Origin of the sequence: Variovorax beijingensis, assembly GCF_003951285.1 — a bacterium.
GTDB lineage: Bacteria > Pseudomonadota > Gammaproteobacteria > Burkholderiales > Burkholderiaceae_C > Variovorax > Variovorax beijingensis.
This window is the reverse complement of sequence record NZ_RXFQ01000023.1, coordinates 1-17,206: the sequence shown is the minus strand read 5'-3', so window position 1 is coordinate 17,206 and position 17,206 is coordinate 1. Positions and strand designations below refer to the sequence as shown.

Here is a 17,206-nt window from a genome sequence, read left to right as displayed (position 1 = left end):
AGCAAGGTTCCTTTTCATGATCGATATACGCCGCGTCTTCACCCATGTCGAGCACATCCACCACGAGTTCGGACCGCGCGCCGCGACGCCGCTGGTGCGCGGTGCCATCGGCGCGGTGCTGACCAATCCCTTTGCGGGCCGCTACGAGCCCGACATCCTGCCGATGATGGCGCTGCTCGACCCGGTGGGCGTCGACATGGCGCACAGGCTGCACGCCGCCATGGACGTGCCGCTCGAGCAGATCGCCACCTACGGCAAGGGCGCCATCGTCGGCGCCGCCGGCGAGCTCGAGCACGGCGCGCTCTGGCACGTGCCCGGCGGCTACGCGATGCGCGAGCTGCTCGGCTGGAAGGGCAGCCGCGCGGCCTACACGGCGGGCAAGGCGGAAGAGAAGACCGGCCAGCCCGGCAATGCGCTGTCGATCGTGCCCTCGACCAAGAAGGTCGGCCCGCCCGGCGCCGCGCTCGACGTGCCGCTCACCAACATCAACGCCAGCTACGTGCGCGGCCAGTTCGACGCCATCGAGGTGCGCGTGCCCGGCGCACCGGCGGCCGACGAGATCGTCTTCATCCTCGCGATGAGCACGGGCTACCGCGTGCATGCGCGCGTGGGCGGCCTGCTCGCCAAGGACATCAGCAAATGGGACGGCCTGCGCTGACCTGAACAAGAGACACGAAGGAATACAAGACATGACTGCCAACATCCGCAAGCTCGTCATCCAGGTCGACGAAACCCGCAAGGAAATGGGCCGGGACATCACGCCGCCCACGCGCCGCGCCGTCGCCATCGCGGTGATCGAGAACCCCTACGCGGGCCGCTTCAGCGAGAACCTGGACGAGCTGATCGCCATCGGCGAAGAACTTGGCGCGCTGCTCGGCCAGAAGGCCGTGAAGGCGCTGGGCATCGAGCCGGGCCAGGCGCAGAGCTACGGCAAGGCCGCGATCGTCGGCGAGAACGGCGAGCTCGAGCATGCCGCCGCCATCCTGCATCCCAAGCTCGGCGCGCCGCTGCGCGTGGCCGTCGAAAAGGGCGCGGCGCTGGTGCCCTCGGCCAAGAAGCGCGGCACCCTCGGCACGGCCATCGACGTGCCGCTCGGCCACAAGGATGCGGCCTTCGTGCGCAGCCACTTCGACGCCGTCGAGGCGCGCGTGTCCGACGCGCCGCGCGCCAACGAGATCGTGGTGGCCGTGGCCGTCACCGACAGCGGCCGCCCGCTGCCGCGCATCGGCGGGCTGCAGGCCAGCGAGATCAAGGGCGAGGACGGGCTGCGCTGAATCCACGGCCTCCGTTTCCAAGTCGTTTCTTTTTTGTTCTCTCTTTTTCGATCCCAAGGAGTTTCCCCATGAACCCATTGCGTCACGTCTTCAGCGCCGCGGCCGTTGCCACGCTGGCCGCCGCCCTCGTTCCTGCCCATGCCCAGGGCGTGATCAAGATCGGCGAGGTCAACAGCTACAAGGCCCAGCCCGCCTTCCTCGAGCCCTACAAGAAGGGCATGGAGCTGGCCGTGGAAGAGATCAACGCCAAGGGCGGGGTCAACGGCCGCAAGGTCGAGCTCATCACGCGCGACGACAACGCCAACCCGGGCGACGCCGTGCGCGTGGCCGAGGAGCTGGTGGCGCGCGAGAAGATCGACGTGCTCACCGGCACCTTCCTCTCGAACACCGGCCTGGCCGTGGCCGACTTCGCCAAGCAGAAGAAGATCTTCTTCCTGGCCGGCGAGCCGCTGACCGACAAGATGACCTGGCAGGGCGGCAACGAATACACCTTCCGCCTGCGCCCCGGCACCTACATGCAGGCCGCGATGCTGGTGCCCGAGGCGGCCAAGCTCAAGAAGAAGCGCTGGGCCGTCGTGTATCCCAACTACGAATACGGCCAGTCGGCCGTGGCCGCGTTCAAGACGCTCCTGAAGGCCGCGCAGCCCGACGTCGAGTTCGTCGCCGAGCAGGCGCCGCCGCTCGGCAAGGTCGATGCCGGGGCCGTGGTGCAGGCGCTGGCCGACGCCAAGCCCGATGCGGTCTTCAACGTGCTGTTCGGCGCCGACCTTTCCAAGTTCGTGCGCGAAGGCAACACCCGTGGCCTGTTCAAGGACCGCACGGTGGTGAGCGTTCTGACCGGCGAGCCCGAGTACCTCGACCCGCTCAAGGACGAGACGCCCAACGGCTGGATCGTGACCGGCTACCCCTGGTACGGTATCCAGACGCCCGAGCACAAGGCCTTCTTCCTCGCCTACCACGGCAAGTACAAGGACTACCCGCGCCTGGGCTCGGTGGTGGGCTACAGCATGATCAAGTCGGTGGCGGCCGGCATCGAGAAGGCCAAGAGCACCGAGACGCCGAAACTCGTCGCCGCCTTCAAGGGCCTGCAGGTCGACACCCCGTTCGGCAAGATCAGCTACCGCGCCGAAGACCACCAGTCGACCATGGGCGCCTTCGTCGGCAAGACGAAGAACGAGAACGGCAAGGGCGTGATGGTCGACTACACCTACTTCGACGGCGCCAAGTTCCAGCCGAGCGCCGCCGACGTGAAGAAATCGCGCGCCGCAGACTGACCTTCTTTTTTCCTCGGAACGCTTGCACCCATGAGCCTCTCGTCCCTGCTGCTTCAGTTCCTCACCGGGCTGTCGTCGGCTTCGTCGCTGTTCCTCGTGGGGGCCGGCCTTTCGTTGATCTTCGGCGTCACGCGCATCGTCAACTTTGCGCATGGCTCGTTCTTCATGGTGGGCATCTACCTTGCCTACACGCTGGTCGAGAAGCTCGGCACGCTCGGCTTCTGGCCGGCCGTGCTGATTGCCGCGCTGGCGGTGGGCGTGATCGGCGCGCTGATCGAAATGGTGCTGCTGCGCCGCATCTACAAGTCGCCCGAGCTGTTCCAGCTGCTGGCCACCTTTGCGCTGGTGCTCGTCATCAAGGACGCGGTGCTCTATGTCTGGGGGCCGGACGAGCTGCTCGGCCCGCGCGCGCCGGGCCTGTCGGGCTCGGTCGACATCCTGGGCCGGCAGTTTCCGACCTACGACCTGTTCCTGATCGTCGTCGGTCCGGTGGTGCTCGGCCTCATGTGGCTGCTGCTCACGCGCACCCGCTGGGGCACGCTGGTGCGCGCCGCCACGCAGGACCGCGAGATGGTCAGTGCACTGGGCGTGAACCAGGCCTGGCTGTTCACCGCCGTGTTCGCACTGGGCGCCACGCTCGCGGCATTGGGCGGCGCGCTGCAGCTGCCGCGCGAGCCGGCCACGCTGGCCATGGACCTCAACACCATCGGCGCGGCCTTCGTGGTGGTGGTGGTGGGCGGCATGGGCTCGATCCCCGGCGCCTATGTGGCGGCGCTGCTGCTGTCCGAGATCAAGGCGGTCTGCATCTGGCTCGGCGTGGTCGATATCTTCGGCTACAGCGTGTCGTTCTCCAAGCTCACGCTGGTGGTCGATTTCATCGTGATGGCCGTCGTGCTGGTGTGGCGCCCCTGGGGCCTGCTCGGCCGCCCGCAGGCACCCAGCCGCTACGTGGGCATGCAGGAAGAACCGCTGCGGCGCGCGAGCAAGGGCTACCTGTGGCTCGTCGCCGCGCTCGGCGTGGCGCTCATGGCGATGCCGCTGCTCACCGCCGATTCGCCCTACACCACGGTGCTGATGATCGACCTGCTGATCGCGGCGCTGTTCGCGGCCAGCCTGCACTTCATCATGGGCCCGGCCGGCATGCATTCGTTCGGCCATGCGGCCTACTTCGGGCTCGGGGCCTATGGCGCCGCCCTGCTGGTGCGCGCGAGCGGCATGCCGATGGAGCTTGCGCTCATCGTCGCGCCGCTGGTCGCCGCCATCGGCGCGTTCGTCTACGGCTGGTTCGCGGTGCGGCTCTCGGGCGTGTACCTGGCGATGCTCACGCTGGCCTTCGCGCAGATCACCTGGGCCGTGGTCTACCAGTGGGATTCGTTCACCGGCGGCAGCAACGGCCTCACCGGCGTCTGGCCTTCGGAGTGGCTGTCGGACAAGCGCACTTATTACTGGCTCACGCTGGTGCTGGTGGCGGCGGGCATCCTGATGCTGCGCCGCGTGCTGTTCTCGCCGTTCGGCTACGCACTGCGCGCGGGGCGCGATTCGGTGCTGCGGGCCGATGCGATCGGCATCGACGTCAAGCGCATGCAATGGACGGCCTTTGTCATCGCGGGTGCCGCGGCTGGATTGGCCGGGGCGCTCTATGCTTTTTCGAAGGGCAGCATTTCGCCTGAAAGCCTGAGTGTGGACAAGTCGGTCGACGGGCTGGTGATGGTGCTGCTGGGCGGTATCCAGACGCTGGCGGGGCCGGTGGTGGGGGCTGTCACCTTCAGCTGGCTGCATGACACGGTGGCGCGCAATACCGACTATTGGCGGGCGACGCTGGGGGCGATCATCCTGCTGCTGGTGCTGCTGTTTCCGCAGGGGATTGCTGGGTTTGCGAAGCAGTTGAGCGATCGCTGGCTGCGCGGGCGTCGTCGTCCGGAAGTGGATGTTGCTTTGAAGGAGAAGCGGACGTGAAGGGCGGTTGTCGTTCGTTCTTTCGCGGTTCTTTTTTTGTCGGGGACCCGGTCTCGGGAAGCAATCACCCGGCAGCGACAGAAAAGCCCTCACCCCAACCCTCTCCCAGAGGGAGAGGGAGTAAAGCCAAATGACCCTTCTCAAAGTAGACAACCTAGGCAAATCCTTCGGCGGCGTCAAAGCCGTCGACGGCATCAGCTTCGAGCTCAAGGCCGGCGAGCTGCTGGCCCTCATCGGCCCGAACGGCGCCGGCAAGTCCACCACCTTCAACATGGTCAACGGCCAGCTCAAGGCCGACCAGGGTTCGATCGTGTTCGACGGCCACGAACTCGTGGGCCAGAAGCCGCGCGAGATCTGGCGCAAGGGCGTGGGCCGCACCTTCCAGATCGCCGAAACCTTTGCCTCGCTCACCGTCGCCGAGAACGTGCAGATGGCCATGCTCTCGCATGACGGCAAGCTGTTCTCGATGTGGCGCCGCGCGGCCGACCACAAGCGCGACGAGGCGCTGGCGCTGCTCGACCAGGTCGGCATGAAGGCGCAGGCCGACCGGCCCTGCAGCGAGCTCGCCTACGGCGACGTCAAGCGCGTCGAACTCGCGATCGCGATGGCCAACGCGCCCAAGCTGCTGCTGATGGACGAGCCCACCGCCGGCATGGCGCCGAAGGAGCGCAACTCGCTCATGGCGCTGACCAAGGAGCTCGTGGTCCAGCGCGGCCTGGCCGTGCTGTTCACCGAGCACAGCATGGACGTGGTGTTCGCGTATGCCGACCGCATGATCGTGCTGGCCCGCGGCCGCCTGATCGCGCAGGGCAAGCCGCTCGAGATCCGCGACCATCCGAAGGTGCAGGAGGTGTATTTCGGCAGCGGCAAGACATTCGAAAAGATCGCAGAGAAAGCCGCCGAAGTGAACGCGGCAGTGGGAGCCATTGGATGACCGCGCACGAAACACTGTTGAAGGCGAACTCGCTGTGCGCCTGGTACGGCGCCGCACAGATCCTGTACGACGTCGACCTTGAAGTGCGGCGCGGCGAGGTCGTCGCGCTCATGGGGCGCAATGGCGCCGGCAAGTCGACCACGCTCAAGACGCTGATCGGCATGCTCGCCAAGCGCAAGGGCAACGTCAGCTTCCTCGGCCACGACATCTCGAAGAGCGAGCCTCATCACGCGGCGAAGCTCGGCCTGGGTTTCGTGCCCGAAGACCGCCGCGTGTTCACCGATCTCACGGTGATGGAAAACCTCGAAGTCGGCAAGCAGCCGCCCCGCCGCTGGGCCGACGGCAGCGAGGCGCCGCTGTGGACGCCCGTGCGCCTGTTCAAGCTCTTTCCCAACCTGGGCGAAATGCCCGACCGCCCGGGCGGCCGCATGAGCGGCGGCGAGCAGCAGATGCTCACCGTGGCGCGCACGCTCATGGGCAACCCCTACCTGGTGCTGCTCGACGAGCCCTCCGAAGGCGTGGCCCCGGTCATCGTCGAGCAGATGGCCAACATGATCCTGGAGCTCAAGGCGCAGGGCGTGAGCATCCTGCTGTCGGAGCAGAACATGCACTTCGCCGAACTGGTGTCCGATCGCGCCTACGTGCTCGAGAAGGGACAGATCCGCTACCACGCCACCATGGCAGAACTCGCAGCCAACGAAGAGGTGCGCCGCGCCTACCTGAGCGTCTAGCTGCACTGCGCGGCTCTCTCCATTTCGCGTCAACCACCGGAGCACATGCCATGCACGACACGCACCGCAGATCCCTTCTGAAGTCCACGGCCGCACTGGGCCTGCTGGGCGCGGCCGGAACGCTGTTCGCGGCCCCGAAGCTCAAGCCGGACGGCAGGTCCGCGCTGCTCGTGATCGACGTGCAGAACTGCTTCGTCGACGGCGGCACGCTGCCGGTCAAGGGCGGCGCCGAGGTGATGCCGGTGATCAACAAGCTGGCCGATTCGTTCGAGAACATCGTGGTCACGCAGGACTGGCACACGCAGGGCCATGCGTCGTTCGCGAGCGCGCATGCCGGCCAGAAGCCGTTCAGCAGCATCAAGCTCTCGTACGGCAACCAGGTGCTCTGGCCCGACCACTGCGTGCAGGGCACCGACGACGCGGCGCTGCACAAGGACCTGAAGCTGCCCACCGCGCAGATCATCATCCGCAAGGGCTTCCACAAGGGCGTCGACAGCTACTCCGCCTTCGAGGAAGCCGACCGCAAGACCGCCACCGGCCTGGGCGGATACCTCAAGCAGCGCGGCATCAAGACGGTTTACGTGGCCGGGCTGGCCACCGACTTCTGCGTGGCCTGGACCGCACTCGATGCGCGCAAGGCCGGCTTCGAGGTCTACGTGATCGAGGACGCCACGCGCGCCATCGACCTCAACGGCTCGCTCGCCGCGGCATGGAAGCAGATGGCGGCCAAGGGCGTCAAGCGCATCCAGTCCGCCGACATCCAGGCGGCCTGAGCAAACCAACCCGCACCGCACGCATCGCACTCCGCCCGGCAACAACGACAACAACGAGCTCGACAACGCATGACGATTCCGATTTCAAGGCGCGCCCTGGTGGCGGGCGGCGCAGCCCTGGCACTGGGCCCCGGCCTTCTTCGTTCGGCGCGCGCCGACAACGGCGTGACCGACGGCCTCATCCGCATCGGCCAGTCGGCCGTGTTCAGCGGCCCGGCCAAGGACTTCGGCATCGACTACCGCGCGGGCATCAGGCTGTACTTCGACCGCGTCAACAAGTCGGGCGGCATCCACGGCCGCAAGCTCGAACTCGTCAGCTACGACGATGCCTACGACCCCGCCAAGACGGCCGCCAACACCGCGAAGCTGATCGACGAGGACAAGGTCTTCGCGCTCGCGGGCTTCGTTGCCACCGGCAACCTCGCGGCCGCGATGCCGCTGGCCGAGAAGGCCGGCGTTCCCATGTTCGCGCCGCTGGTGGGTACCACCTCGTTCCGCACCAAGGTCAACCGCCTGCTGTTCCACGTGCGAGCGGGCTACGACCTCGAGCTGCGCAAGATCATCAGCCATCTCTCGACCCTCAGCCTCTCGTCGATTGCGGTGGTCTACCAGGACAGTGCCTTCGGCAAGTCGAACCTCGCCACCTGCGAGCAGCTGGCCGCCGACTACAAGGTGCAGGTCGTGAAGACGCTGCCGCTCGCGATTGCCGCCGAAGACGCGAAGCAGGTGGTTGCCAGCCTGGCCGATGCCAAGCCCGGCGCGGTCCTGATGATCATGGCCGGGCGCATGGTGGAAGTGTTCATGCGCGACTACCGTGCGAACGGCGGGGCGGCGCCGCTCTACACGCTGTCGGTCGGCATCACCGACGCGGCCGGTTCCGCCAAGCGGCTCGAAGGCAAGCTCGCGGGGCTGGTCACGGCCAGCATCGTGCCGCCGCCGCAGGCCGTGCGCGTGCCCATCGTGGCCGACTACCAGCGCGACCGCGCCGAGTTCGGCGAGAAGATCGACAGCTACACCACGCTCGAAGGCTACATAGCCTCGCGCGTGATGGCCGAAGGCCTGCGGCGCGCGGGCAAGGCGCTCACGCGCGACAGCTTCATTGCCGGGCTCGAAGGCATCGGCAATACGCGCTTCGGCGATTTCCCGGTCGAGTACAGCGCGAAGAACCACAACGGCTCGACCTTCGTGGACCTGGAGATGTACACCCGTGACGGCCAGTTGCGGCGCTGAGCCGCCGCTGCACCTGCAGGTCAACGGCAGGGCCTGTTCGATCGAGGGCGTGCCGCGCGCGGCCACGCTGCTGCACCTGCTGCGCAACGACCTCGGCCTGAACGGGCCCAAGTACGGCTGCGGGCTGGGGCAGTGCGGCGCCTGCACGGTGCACGTCGACGGCGTGGCGGCGCGTGCCTGCGTGATTCCCGCGCGTGGCGTGGCGGGCCGCGCCATCACCACGCTCGAAGGCCTTGGCACGCGCGGCCGCTGGCATCCGGTGCAGGCCGCCTTCGAAGACGCGCAGGCCGCGCAGTGCGGCTACTGCCTGAACGGCATGGTGATGCAGGCCGCAGCGCTGCTCGCGCGCGATCCGCAGGCGAGCGAGGCGCGCATCCGCAGCGAGCTCTCGGGCAACCTGTGCCGCTGCGGAACGCACATCGAAATTCTGGACGCGGTGCAGCGTGCGGCGCTGCGCATGCGCGCTGAGGCAAATCGATGAGCGGCCTGCCCTATTCCCTCTTCCGCTGGGAGAGGGAGCAAAAAACATGACGCGCCGCGCCGATCTTCCGCGGACGCGCGCGGACTTCCTCTCGGCCGACGGCGTGCTGCTGGTCGTGCGCGAGACCCCGCCCGCACCGGCGCCCGCCAAGGGCCAGCCCACCGCCGTGGCGGGCAATCCGATCGAAGGCGACGAGATCCTGCTCGCCGTGTGGGACGACGGCAGCGCCTCGGCGCTCAACGGCCATGTCGACCTGGGCACCGGCATCCAGACCGCGCTCGCGCAGATCGTGGCCGAGGAACTCGAGCTCGGCATGCCCTGCGTGCGCATGATGCTCGGCGACACCGCGCGCGCGCCCAACCAGGGCGCGACGATCGCGAGCGCCTCGATCCAGATCCATGCACAGCCGCTGCGCCTGGCCGCCGCGCAGGCGCGCGCCTGGCTGCTCGCGCGCGCGTCCGAGCGGCTCGGCGTTGCGGCGGAAGCGCTTCAGGTGCGAAACGGCGTGGTGCGCGTGGCCGAGGCGCCGGACCGCCGCATCAACTACGCGGACCTGGTCGCGGGCCAGCGCACCGTGCTGCGGCTCGACCCCGCGGCAACGCCCAAGGACCCGGCCGACTACCGCATCGTCGGCACGCGCCAGGCCCGCGTGGACATTCCGGCCAAGCTCGCGGGCGACCTCGTGTTCGTGCACGACATGCGCGTGCCCGGCATGCTGCACGGCCGCGTGGTGCGACCGCCGTACGCGGGCGCAGACCATGGCGAGTTCATCGGCAACACGCTCGAGTCGGTGGACGAGTCGTCGATTGCGCACATCCCCGGCATTCGCGCGGTGGTCGTGATCCGCGACTTCGTCGGCATCGTGGCCGAGCGCGAAGAACATGCCGAGCAGGCGCTGCGCGAACTGCGCGTCAGGTGGAAGTCCTGGCCGGGCATGCCCGATCTTTCCGACCTCGCGCAGGCCCTGCGCGACAACCCGTCGACGCAGCGCCTGCTGGTCGACGAAGGCGATGTCGACGGCGCGATCGCCGCGGCCGCGCAGCCGATGCACCGCACCTACGTGTGGCCCTACCAGATGCATGCTTCCATCGGGCCATCGTGCGCGCTGGCAGAGTGGCTGCCGGACGACGGCAGCGGCATGCAGTTGCGTTGCTGGGCCGGCTCGCAGAACCCGCACGTGCTGCGCGCCGATCTCGCGAAGCTCATGGGCCTGGACGACGTGCAGGTCGACGTCATCCGCATGGAAGCCGCGGGCTGCTACGGCCGTAACGGCGCCGACGACGTGGCGGCCGATGCGGCGCTGCTCGCGCGTGCGGTCGGCGCGCCGGTGCGCGTGCAGCTCACGCGCGAGCAGGAGCATGCCTGGGAGCCCAAGGGCGCCGCGCAGCTCATGGAAGTGGATGGCGGCCTGATGGCCGACGGCCGCATCGCCGCCTACGACTTCGAAACCTCGTACCCGTCGAACGGCGCGCCGACGCTCGCGCTGCTGCTCACGCGCACCATCGAGCCGGTGGCGCAGGCCTTCGAGATGGGCGACCGCACGGCGCGTCCGCCCTACAGCGTCGACAACCTGCGCGTGAAGGTCAACGACATGGCGCCGATCGTGCGCGCCTCGTGGCTGCGCGGCGTGTCGGCGCTGCCGAGTTCCTTTGCGCACGAGTCGTACATCGACGAGCTGGCCACGGCGGCGGGCGTCGATCCGGTGCAGTTCCGCCTGCGCCACCTGAACGATCCGCGCGCCGTCGAGCTGGTGCAGGCCACCGCGCAGAAGGCCGGCTGGCGCATGCGCACGGGGCCGCAGGAGAACGCGGACGGCGGGCTCGGTGAAGGAGGCGACATCCTCTTCGGCCAGGGCTTTGCCTACGCGCGCTACATCCACAGCAAGTGGCCGGGCTTTGGCGCCGCGTGGGCTGCATGGGTGGCCGACGTCGAGGTCAACCGCAAGACCGGCGAGGTGCACGTGCGCCGCGTGGTGGTGGGGCACGACGCGGGGCTGCTGGTCAACCCCGCGGGCGTCGAGCACCAGGTGCACGGCAACGTGATCCAGACCACGAGCCGCGCGCTCAAGGAAGAGGTGCAGTTCGCACCGCAGCAGGGCGCTGCAACGGCGGGTGCGCAGCAGCTGCCCGGCGTGCTGCCCTCGGGCGTGGTCGCGAGCCGCGAATGGGGCAGCTACCCGATCATCAACTTCCGCGACGTGCCGGTGATCGAGGTCATGCACATGCCGCGGCCCGGCGAACCCTCGCTCGGCGCGGGCGAGTCGTCGTCGGTGCCGGGAACGGCGGCGATCGCGAATGCGATCTTCGATGCGACGGGCGTGCGCTTCCGCGAGCCGCCGTTCACGCCGGAGAAGGTGCTGGCGGCGTTGAATCCGGGTTTGCGCCCTCCCCTTTCGGGGGAGGGCGGGGGTGGGGGCGAGCGGCGCTCGAATGGCGACGCTGCCGTGCCCCCATCCCAACCTTCCCCCGGCAGGGGAAGGAGCAACACCGCATGGCCGCAGCGCAAAGGCCTCTGGGCCACCGCCTCCGCCCTCGCCATCGGCGGCATCGGCCTCATCGCCGGCCTGCTCGGCTGGCGCTCCGCCATCGCCCCGGTCTCGCTCAGCGCGCCGGTCTACAGCCAAGCCACCATCGAGCGCGGCCGCGTGCTCGCCGCGCTCGGCGACTGCGCCGTGTGCCACACCGCACCGGGCGGCGCGCCCAACGCCGGTGGCCGCGCGATGCAGACGCCCTTCGGCACGCTCTACACCACCAACCTCACGCCCGATGCCGAAACGGGCCTGGGCCGCTGGTCGTTCAGCGCTTTCCAGCGTGCGATGCGCGAGGGCATCTCGCGCGACGGCCACCATCTGTACCCGGCATTTCCGTACACCGCATTCGCCAAGACCAGTGACGACGACCTGCAGGCGCTCTACGCCTACTTCATGTCCATGCCCGCGGTGCGCGCCGAGACGCCGAAGGCCGAACTGAAGTTTCCGTTCAGCATGCGGCCGCTCATGGCCGGATGGAACGCGCTCTTCCACGATCCCGCACCCCTGCAGCCGGTGGCCGCGCAAAGCGCGGAATGGAACCGCGGCGCCTACCTCGTCAACGGCCTGGGCCACTGCGGCGCCTGCCACACGCCGCGCAACGCGCTCGGCGCGGAGCAGGGCGGCAGCGCCTTCCTCGCGGGCGCGATGGTCGACGGCTGGGAAGCGCCCGCGCTCACGCAGCGCTCGAAATCCGCCGTGCCATGGGATGCCGACGAGCTCTATCGCTACCTGCGCCAGGGCCACGCGCAGCGCCATGGCATCGCGGGCGGGCCGATGGCCGAGGTGGTGCGCGAACTCGCGCAGGTGCCCGATGCCGACGTGCGCGCCATGGCCACCTACCTCGCCTCATTCAATCCGGCGCCCGTGGCCGATCCGCAGGCCGTGGCGCAGCAGGTGATCGACAACGCGGCACGCACGCAGGGCCGGCTGCTCGGTCCCGCGCAGCGCATGTTCGACAGCGCCTGCGCGTCATGCCATCACGACGGCGACGGCCCCACGCTGCTCGGCGTGAACACGCCGCTTGCGCTCAACGGCAATCTCACGAGCGCGCGGCCCGACAACCTGCTGCGCACCATCCTCGATGGCGTGCGCGAGCCCGCAAGCCAGGGCATCGGCTTCATGCCGGCCTTCCGCGACACACTCGACGACCGGCAGATCGCCGAACTCGCGGGCTACATGCGCGCGCGCTTCGCACCGCAGGAGCCGGCGTGGAAGAACCTGCCGGCCGAAGTGGCGCGCGTGCGCGCCGCGCGTGGCCACGGCGCTGAATAGCAGTCCTGCTTTCCGCTTGCGCGGCGGCAGGAAGCACATTCATTCAGAATGTCCGCTCCAAGAACCCAACCCAAGTGCCGAAGTGCCACCGGAGACAACATGCCCCTGAATCTTTCCACCGCCGCCAGCCTTCCCCGCGACGCCGAGCGCGCCACGCTCGTCGGCCGCATCTGGCAGCCCGGCGTGGGCCCCGTACTCGTGGCGGTGCACGAGGGCGGGCTGCACGATCTCTCGCGGCTCGCGCCCACGATGAGCGACCTGCTCGAGGCGAAGGCGCCGCCCTGCGATGCGGTGCAGCGCGCACTGCGCGGCGGCCAGGCTCCGCGCATCGCCTCGCTGGCCGAGGCCATCGCCAACAGCGACGCCACCGCGCGCGACGAAGCGAAGCCGTGGCTGCTCGCGCCTTGCGACCTGCAGGCCATCAAGGCCAGCGGCGTGACCTTCGTCGAAAGCCTGCTGGAGCGCGTGATCGAAGAGCAGGCGCGCGGCGATGCGTCGCGCGCCGAGGCCACGCGCGCGGCACTCAGCGGCGTGCTAGGGGACAACCTTGCGGGCATCGTGCCGGGCTCGGCCGAGGCCGCGAAGGTGAAGGAGGTGCTGATCTCGCAGGGCGCGTGGTCGCAGTACCTCGAGGTCGGCATCGGGCCCGACGCGGAGATCTTCACCAAGGCGCCGGTTCTCTCGGCCGTGGGCATGGGCGCCGACGTCGGCATCCATGCCGCATCGGTGTGGAACAACCCCGAGCCCGAGGTCGTGCTCGCGGTCAACAGCCGCGGCGAAACGCTGGGCGCCGCGCTTGGCAACGACGTCAACCTGCGCGACTTCGAAGGCCGCAGCGCGCTGCTGCTCGGCAAGGCCAAGGACAACAACGCCTCCTGCGCGATCGGCCCGTTCATCCGCCTGTTCGATGCGCACTTCGGCATCGACGACGTGCGCCGCATCACGGTGGCGCTCGAAGTCACGGGCCCCGAAGGCTTCACGCTCGAAGGCTCGAGCTCGCTCGCCAGGATCAGCCGCGATCCGCTCGATCTCGTCTCGCAGGCCGTCGGCGCGCACCACGACTATCCCGATGGCTTCATGTTGTTCCTGGGCACCATGTTCGCGCCGACACAAGACCGTCATGGTCCTGGGCAAGGATTCACCCATGTCGTCGGCGATCGCGTGAGCATCGCCGCGCCGGAACTCGGCGCCCTCGTGAACCGCGTGGTCCATTCGGACCAGGCGCCGCGGTGGACTTTCGGGTTAAGTGCGCTGATGCGGAATCTGGCTGCGCGCGGACTGCTGTAAGCGTTCTTTCTACGGTTTAAAAGGAGTTGTACTCCTTTGTGATTCATAGACTGCACGTAGCAATCTGTTGCTGTTGACCGCGCTTCGCGTTCCCCTCAAGATAACCGGTCTTGAAGATGGTTTACACGGGAGATGGGGTTGCCGCCGAGCGAGATCGAACTACTGCAGTCGCCTGTTGAAGGCCCGCTTCCTTGCGGTGAAGACCTCGAATACGACCCCGATTTCATGGCGTTGCAGCAAGCGGCAACGGGAAAGCGGGAGCAGCAGTTCGGCTCGACCATCATTCCGGCCGAGCCGCCCGACTGGGCCCGTGTCGAGCGCATTGCCAAGCAGCTGTGCCAGCGCACGCTCGACGTGCGCGTGCTGGTTCTGCTGACACTGGCGTGGACCGAGAGCCGGGGATTGCCGGGCTACGTCGATGGCTTGCGCGTGGTGGACGGCATCCTGCAAAAGTTCTGGAACGACGTGCATCCGCGCGTCGTCGACGGCGATTTCGAAGACCCGCTGCCGCGCATGAATGCGCTGGCCGCATTGGCCGAAGCCGAGGGACTCGGACGCAGCGTGCGCGATGCGCGGCTGCTCGAGGATGCCGGCGCGTCGATGAGCCTGCGGCAGGTCGAGGCCCTGCTCGACTCGAGCAAGGCCGACCAGATCGATTACCCGGGCGGCATCGGCCGGCTGCGGGAGGTGGCGCGCCGCGCGCAGGAGAAGGCGGCGCCCGCGGTGATGGCATTGCATGCGGCGCTGGAGCTGCTGCGGCGCATTCGAGAGACTTCGGAGCGGGCCTTGGGACAGAGCTGGGCGCCCGATTTTTCCCGGCTCGAACGCTCGATTCGCACCGTGGTCCAGCTGCTGCCAGAGCAGGCCCAGCCGGAGCCGGTCGAGGCACCGCAGGCGGCCGCGCAAGGCCATGGATCGGCGCAGGCCGCCCCTTCGGTGCAGGGCGCCGAGGGCGTGGCAAACGGCGCCTCCGGCCCGCGGGCGGCAAGCATTAAAGATATTGAAATATCGACTCGTGATGATGTGCAGGTCCTGTTGGAAAAGGCGTGCCAGTACATGGAACGCACCGAGCCCAGCCATCCGGCACCCATGCTCATCCGCAGAGCGCAAAGGCTGCTGGACCTCAACTTTTTCCAGATCATCGAAGAACTCGTTCCCGAGGGCCTGCAGAAGATCGAAAGCCTGGCCGGCCGCTCGCTGAGCGGCGGGGCCGCAGCGGAATGAGCGGCCGGCGCAAGAACCCGGAAACAGGCCGCCGGGACTCGATCCATACGAATACGCATTGAGATTCAAGAGGAAGCTTATGGCAGACAACCGTGTCAGAAACAGTGGTCAGAAGTTCATCGCGCGCAACCGGGCGCCCCGTGTGCAGATCGAGTACGACGTCGAGATCTACGGCAGCGAGCGCAAGATCCAGCTGCCCTTCGTGATGGGCGTGATCGCCGATCTCGCGGGCAAGCAGGTCGACCCGATGCCCGACCTCGCCGAGCGCGACTTCATGGCGGTGGACATCGACAACTTCGACGACCGCATGAAGGCCATCAAGCCGCGCGTGGCCTTCCAGGTGCCCAACACCCTCACGGGTGAAGGACAGATGAACGTCGACATCACCTTCGACAGCATGGACGACTTTTCGCCCGCGCGCATCGCCCGCCAGGTCGGCGCACTGCAGCATCTGCTCGAAGCGCGCACAGAGCTTTCCAACCTGCTGTCCTACATGGACGGCAAGAACGGCGCCGAGCAGCTGATCGCCCAGGCGCTGCAGAACCCGGAGCTGCTCAAGTCGCTCGCATCCGCGCCCAATCCCGCCGTTGCCAAGGCGGTGGAAGCCGCCAACGAAAAGTCGGGCAACCCCGGCACCCCTTCCGAGTAAGCCGAGCAAGCCGACAGGATCTCCATCATGAGCACTGCACCCAAACAGACAGCGCGCGGACAGGCCGCCACCATCGAAGCGCTCGAGCCGAACGAGTTCTCCGACCTCCTGCAGCGCGAATTCAAGCCCAAGACCGACCAGGCGCGCGACGCGGTGCAAAGCGCCGTCAAGACGCTTGCGGTGCAGGCGCTTGAAAGCACCGTCACCATCTCGAACGACGCCTACCGCACCGTGCAGGCGATCATCACGGAGATCGACCGCAAGCTCTCCGAGCAGATCAACCAGATCCTCCACCACGAAGACTTCCAGCAGCTCGAAGGCGCATGGCGCGGCCTGCACTACCTGGTTAACAACACCGAGACCGACGAGCAACTCAAGATCCGTGTGATGTGCGCCTCCAAGCGCGAAGTGGCGCGTTCGCTCAAGCGCCACAAGGGCATCGGCTGGGACCAGAGCCCGCTGTTCAAGAAGATCTACGAGCACGAGTACGGCCAGTTCGGCGGCGAGCCCTTCGGTGCGCTGATCGGCGACTTCCATTTCGACCACAGCCCGCCCGATGTCGAGATGCTCGGCGAAATGGCCAAGATCGCCGCGGCCGCGCACTGCCCCTTCATTGCCGGTGCATCTCCCACCGTGATGCAGATGGACTCGTGGCAGGAACTGTCGAACCCGCGCGACCTGACCAAGATCTTCCAGAACACCGAGCACACCGCATGGCGTTCGCTGCGCGAGTCGGAGGACGCACGCTACATCGGCCTGGCCATGCCGCGTTTCCTGGCGCGCCTGCCCTACGGCGCGCGCACCAATCCGGTCGACGAGTTCGAGTTCGAGGAAGAAACCGACTCGGCCCTGCACAACCGCTACACCTGGGCCAACTCGGCCTATGCGATGGGCGTGAACATCAACCGCTCGTTCAAGCAGTACGGCTGGTGCACGTCCATCCGCGGCGTGGAGTCGGGCGGCGCGGTCGAGAACCTGCCCACCCACACCTTCCCGACGGACGACGGCGGCGTGGACATGAAGTGCCCCACCGAGATCGCCATCAGCGACCGGCGCGAGGCCGAGCTCGCCAAGAACGGCTTCATGCCGCTGGTGCACCGCAAGAACTCCGATTTCGCGGCCTTCATCGGTGCGCAGTCGCTGCAGCAGCCGGCCGAGTACTACGACGCCGATGCCACGGCCAATGCCAACCTGGCGGCGCGCCTGCCGTACCTCTTCGCATGCTGCCGCTTTGCGCACTACCTGAAGTGCATCGTGCGCGACAAGATCGGTTCGTTCCGCGAGCGCGAGGACATGGAGCGCTGGCTCAACGACTGGATCATGAACTACGTGGACGGCAGCCCAGGCACGTCGTCCCAGGACACGAAGGCAATGAAGCCGCTGGCGGCGGCGGAAGTCCAGGTGGAAGCCATCGAGGACAACCCCGGCTACTACGCCGCCAAGTTTTTTCTCCGGCCGCACTATCAGCTCGAAGGGCTGACGGTGTCACTGCGGCTGGTTTCGAAGCTGCCATCCAACAAGAAGGACAGCAGCTAGTTCAACGGTGTCCCGCAATCGGGCATATATATAACTTTGGGGGTTAATCATGGCA

14 protein-coding genes are annotated in these 17,206 nt (G+C 67.7%); all 14 read left to right on the top strand.

Going from position 1 to position 17,206, the window contains the following annotated elements:
* Positions 1 to 16 precede the first annotated feature (16 nt).
* Positions 17 to 658, top strand: a complete 642-nt coding sequence (locus tag EJO66_RS28215; RefSeq protein ID WP_124961364.1) for an amino acid synthesis family protein — start codon at positions 17 to 19, stop codon at positions 656 to 658.
* A gap of 31 nt (positions 659 to 689) precedes the next feature.
* Positions 690 to 1,274, top strand: a complete 585-nt coding sequence (locus EJO66_RS28210; RefSeq protein ID WP_124961365.1) for an amino acid synthesis family protein — start codon at positions 690 to 692, stop codon at positions 1,272 to 1,274.
* A gap of 68 nt (positions 1,275 to 1,342) precedes the next feature.
* A complete protein-coding gene (locus EJO66_RS28205; protein WP_124961366.1) occupies positions 1,343 to 2,548 on the top strand; it encodes an ABC transporter substrate-binding protein in 1,206 nt (401 codons plus the stop codon).
* Between the two features lie 30 nt (positions 2,549 to 2,578).
* Positions 2,579 to 4,504, top strand: coding sequence for an ABC transporter permease (locus tag EJO66_RS28200; RefSeq protein ID WP_124961367.1), 1,926 nt, complete (start codon positions 2,579 to 2,581; stop codon positions 4,502 to 4,504).
* 130 nt (positions 4,505 to 4,634) lie between these two features.
* The gene (locus EJO66_RS28195) at positions 4,635 to 5,438 is read left to right on the top strand and encodes an ABC transporter ATP-binding protein (protein ID WP_124961368.1); all 804 of its coding nucleotides are present in this window, start codon (positions 4,635 to 4,637) and stop codon (positions 5,436 to 5,438) included.
* The gene (locus EJO66_RS28190; RefSeq protein ID WP_124961369.1) at positions 5,435 to 6,169 is read left to right on the top strand and encodes an ABC transporter ATP-binding protein; all 735 of its coding nucleotides are present in this window, start codon (positions 5,435 to 5,437) and stop codon (positions 6,167 to 6,169) included. The genes EJO66_RS28195 and EJO66_RS28190 overlap by 4 nt, the downstream gene beginning before the upstream one ends.
* Before the next feature lie 50 nt (positions 6,170 to 6,219).
* Positions 6,220 to 6,942 carry a bifunctional nicotinamidase/pyrazinamidase gene (pncA, locus tag EJO66_RS28185; protein ID WP_125966721.1) on the top strand — a complete coding sequence of 241 codons (723 nt, stop codon included), beginning with the start codon at positions 6,220 to 6,222 and terminating at the stop codon, positions 6,940 to 6,942.
* Between the two features lie 69 nt (positions 6,943 to 7,011).
* Positions 7,012 to 8,172 (top strand): ABC transporter substrate-binding protein, encoded by a 1,161-nt coding sequence (locus EJO66_RS28180; RefSeq protein ID WP_124961371.1) that lies wholly within the window; start codon positions 7,012 to 7,014, stop codon positions 8,170 to 8,172.
* Positions 8,150 to 8,653 carry a (2Fe-2S)-binding protein gene (locus EJO66_RS28175; protein ID WP_124961372.1) on the top strand — a complete coding sequence of 168 codons (504 nt, stop codon included), beginning with the start codon at positions 8,150 to 8,152 and terminating at the stop codon, positions 8,651 to 8,653. Before EJO66_RS28180 ends, EJO66_RS28175 begins: the two co-directional genes overlap by 23 nt.
* 46 nt (positions 8,654 to 8,699) lie before the next feature.
* Positions 8,700 to 12,455: a molybdopterin cofactor-binding domain-containing protein gene (locus EJO66_RS28170; RefSeq protein WP_124961373.1), complete on the top strand. Its 3,756-nt coding sequence runs from the start codon at positions 8,700 to 8,702 to the stop codon at positions 12,453 to 12,455.
* Between the two features lie 99 nt (positions 12,456 to 12,554).
* A complete protein-coding gene (locus tag EJO66_RS28165) occupies positions 12,555 to 13,742 on the top strand; it encodes a fumarylacetoacetate hydrolase family protein (RefSeq protein ID WP_124961374.1) in 1,188 nt (395 codons plus the stop codon).
* Positions 13,743 to 13,874: 132 nt separating this feature from the next.
* Complete coding sequence (gene tssA, locus EJO66_RS28160; protein WP_124961375.1) at positions 13,875 to 14,966, top strand: type VI secretion system protein TssA; 1,092 nt, start codon at positions 13,875 to 13,877, stop codon at positions 14,964 to 14,966.
* Positions 14,967 to 15,045: 79 nt separating this feature from the next.
* Positions 15,046 to 15,615, top strand: coding sequence for a type VI secretion system contractile sheath small subunit (gene tssB / locus EJO66_RS28155; RefSeq protein WP_124961376.1), 570 nt, complete (start codon positions 15,046 to 15,048; stop codon positions 15,613 to 15,615).
* A 27-nt stretch (positions 15,616 to 15,642) separates the two neighbouring features.
* Positions 15,643 to 17,151, top strand: a complete 1,509-nt coding sequence (gene tssC, locus EJO66_RS28150) for a type VI secretion system contractile sheath large subunit (RefSeq protein WP_124961377.1) — start codon at positions 15,643 to 15,645, stop codon at positions 17,149 to 17,151.
* Positions 17,152 to 17,206 lie beyond the last annotated feature (55 nt).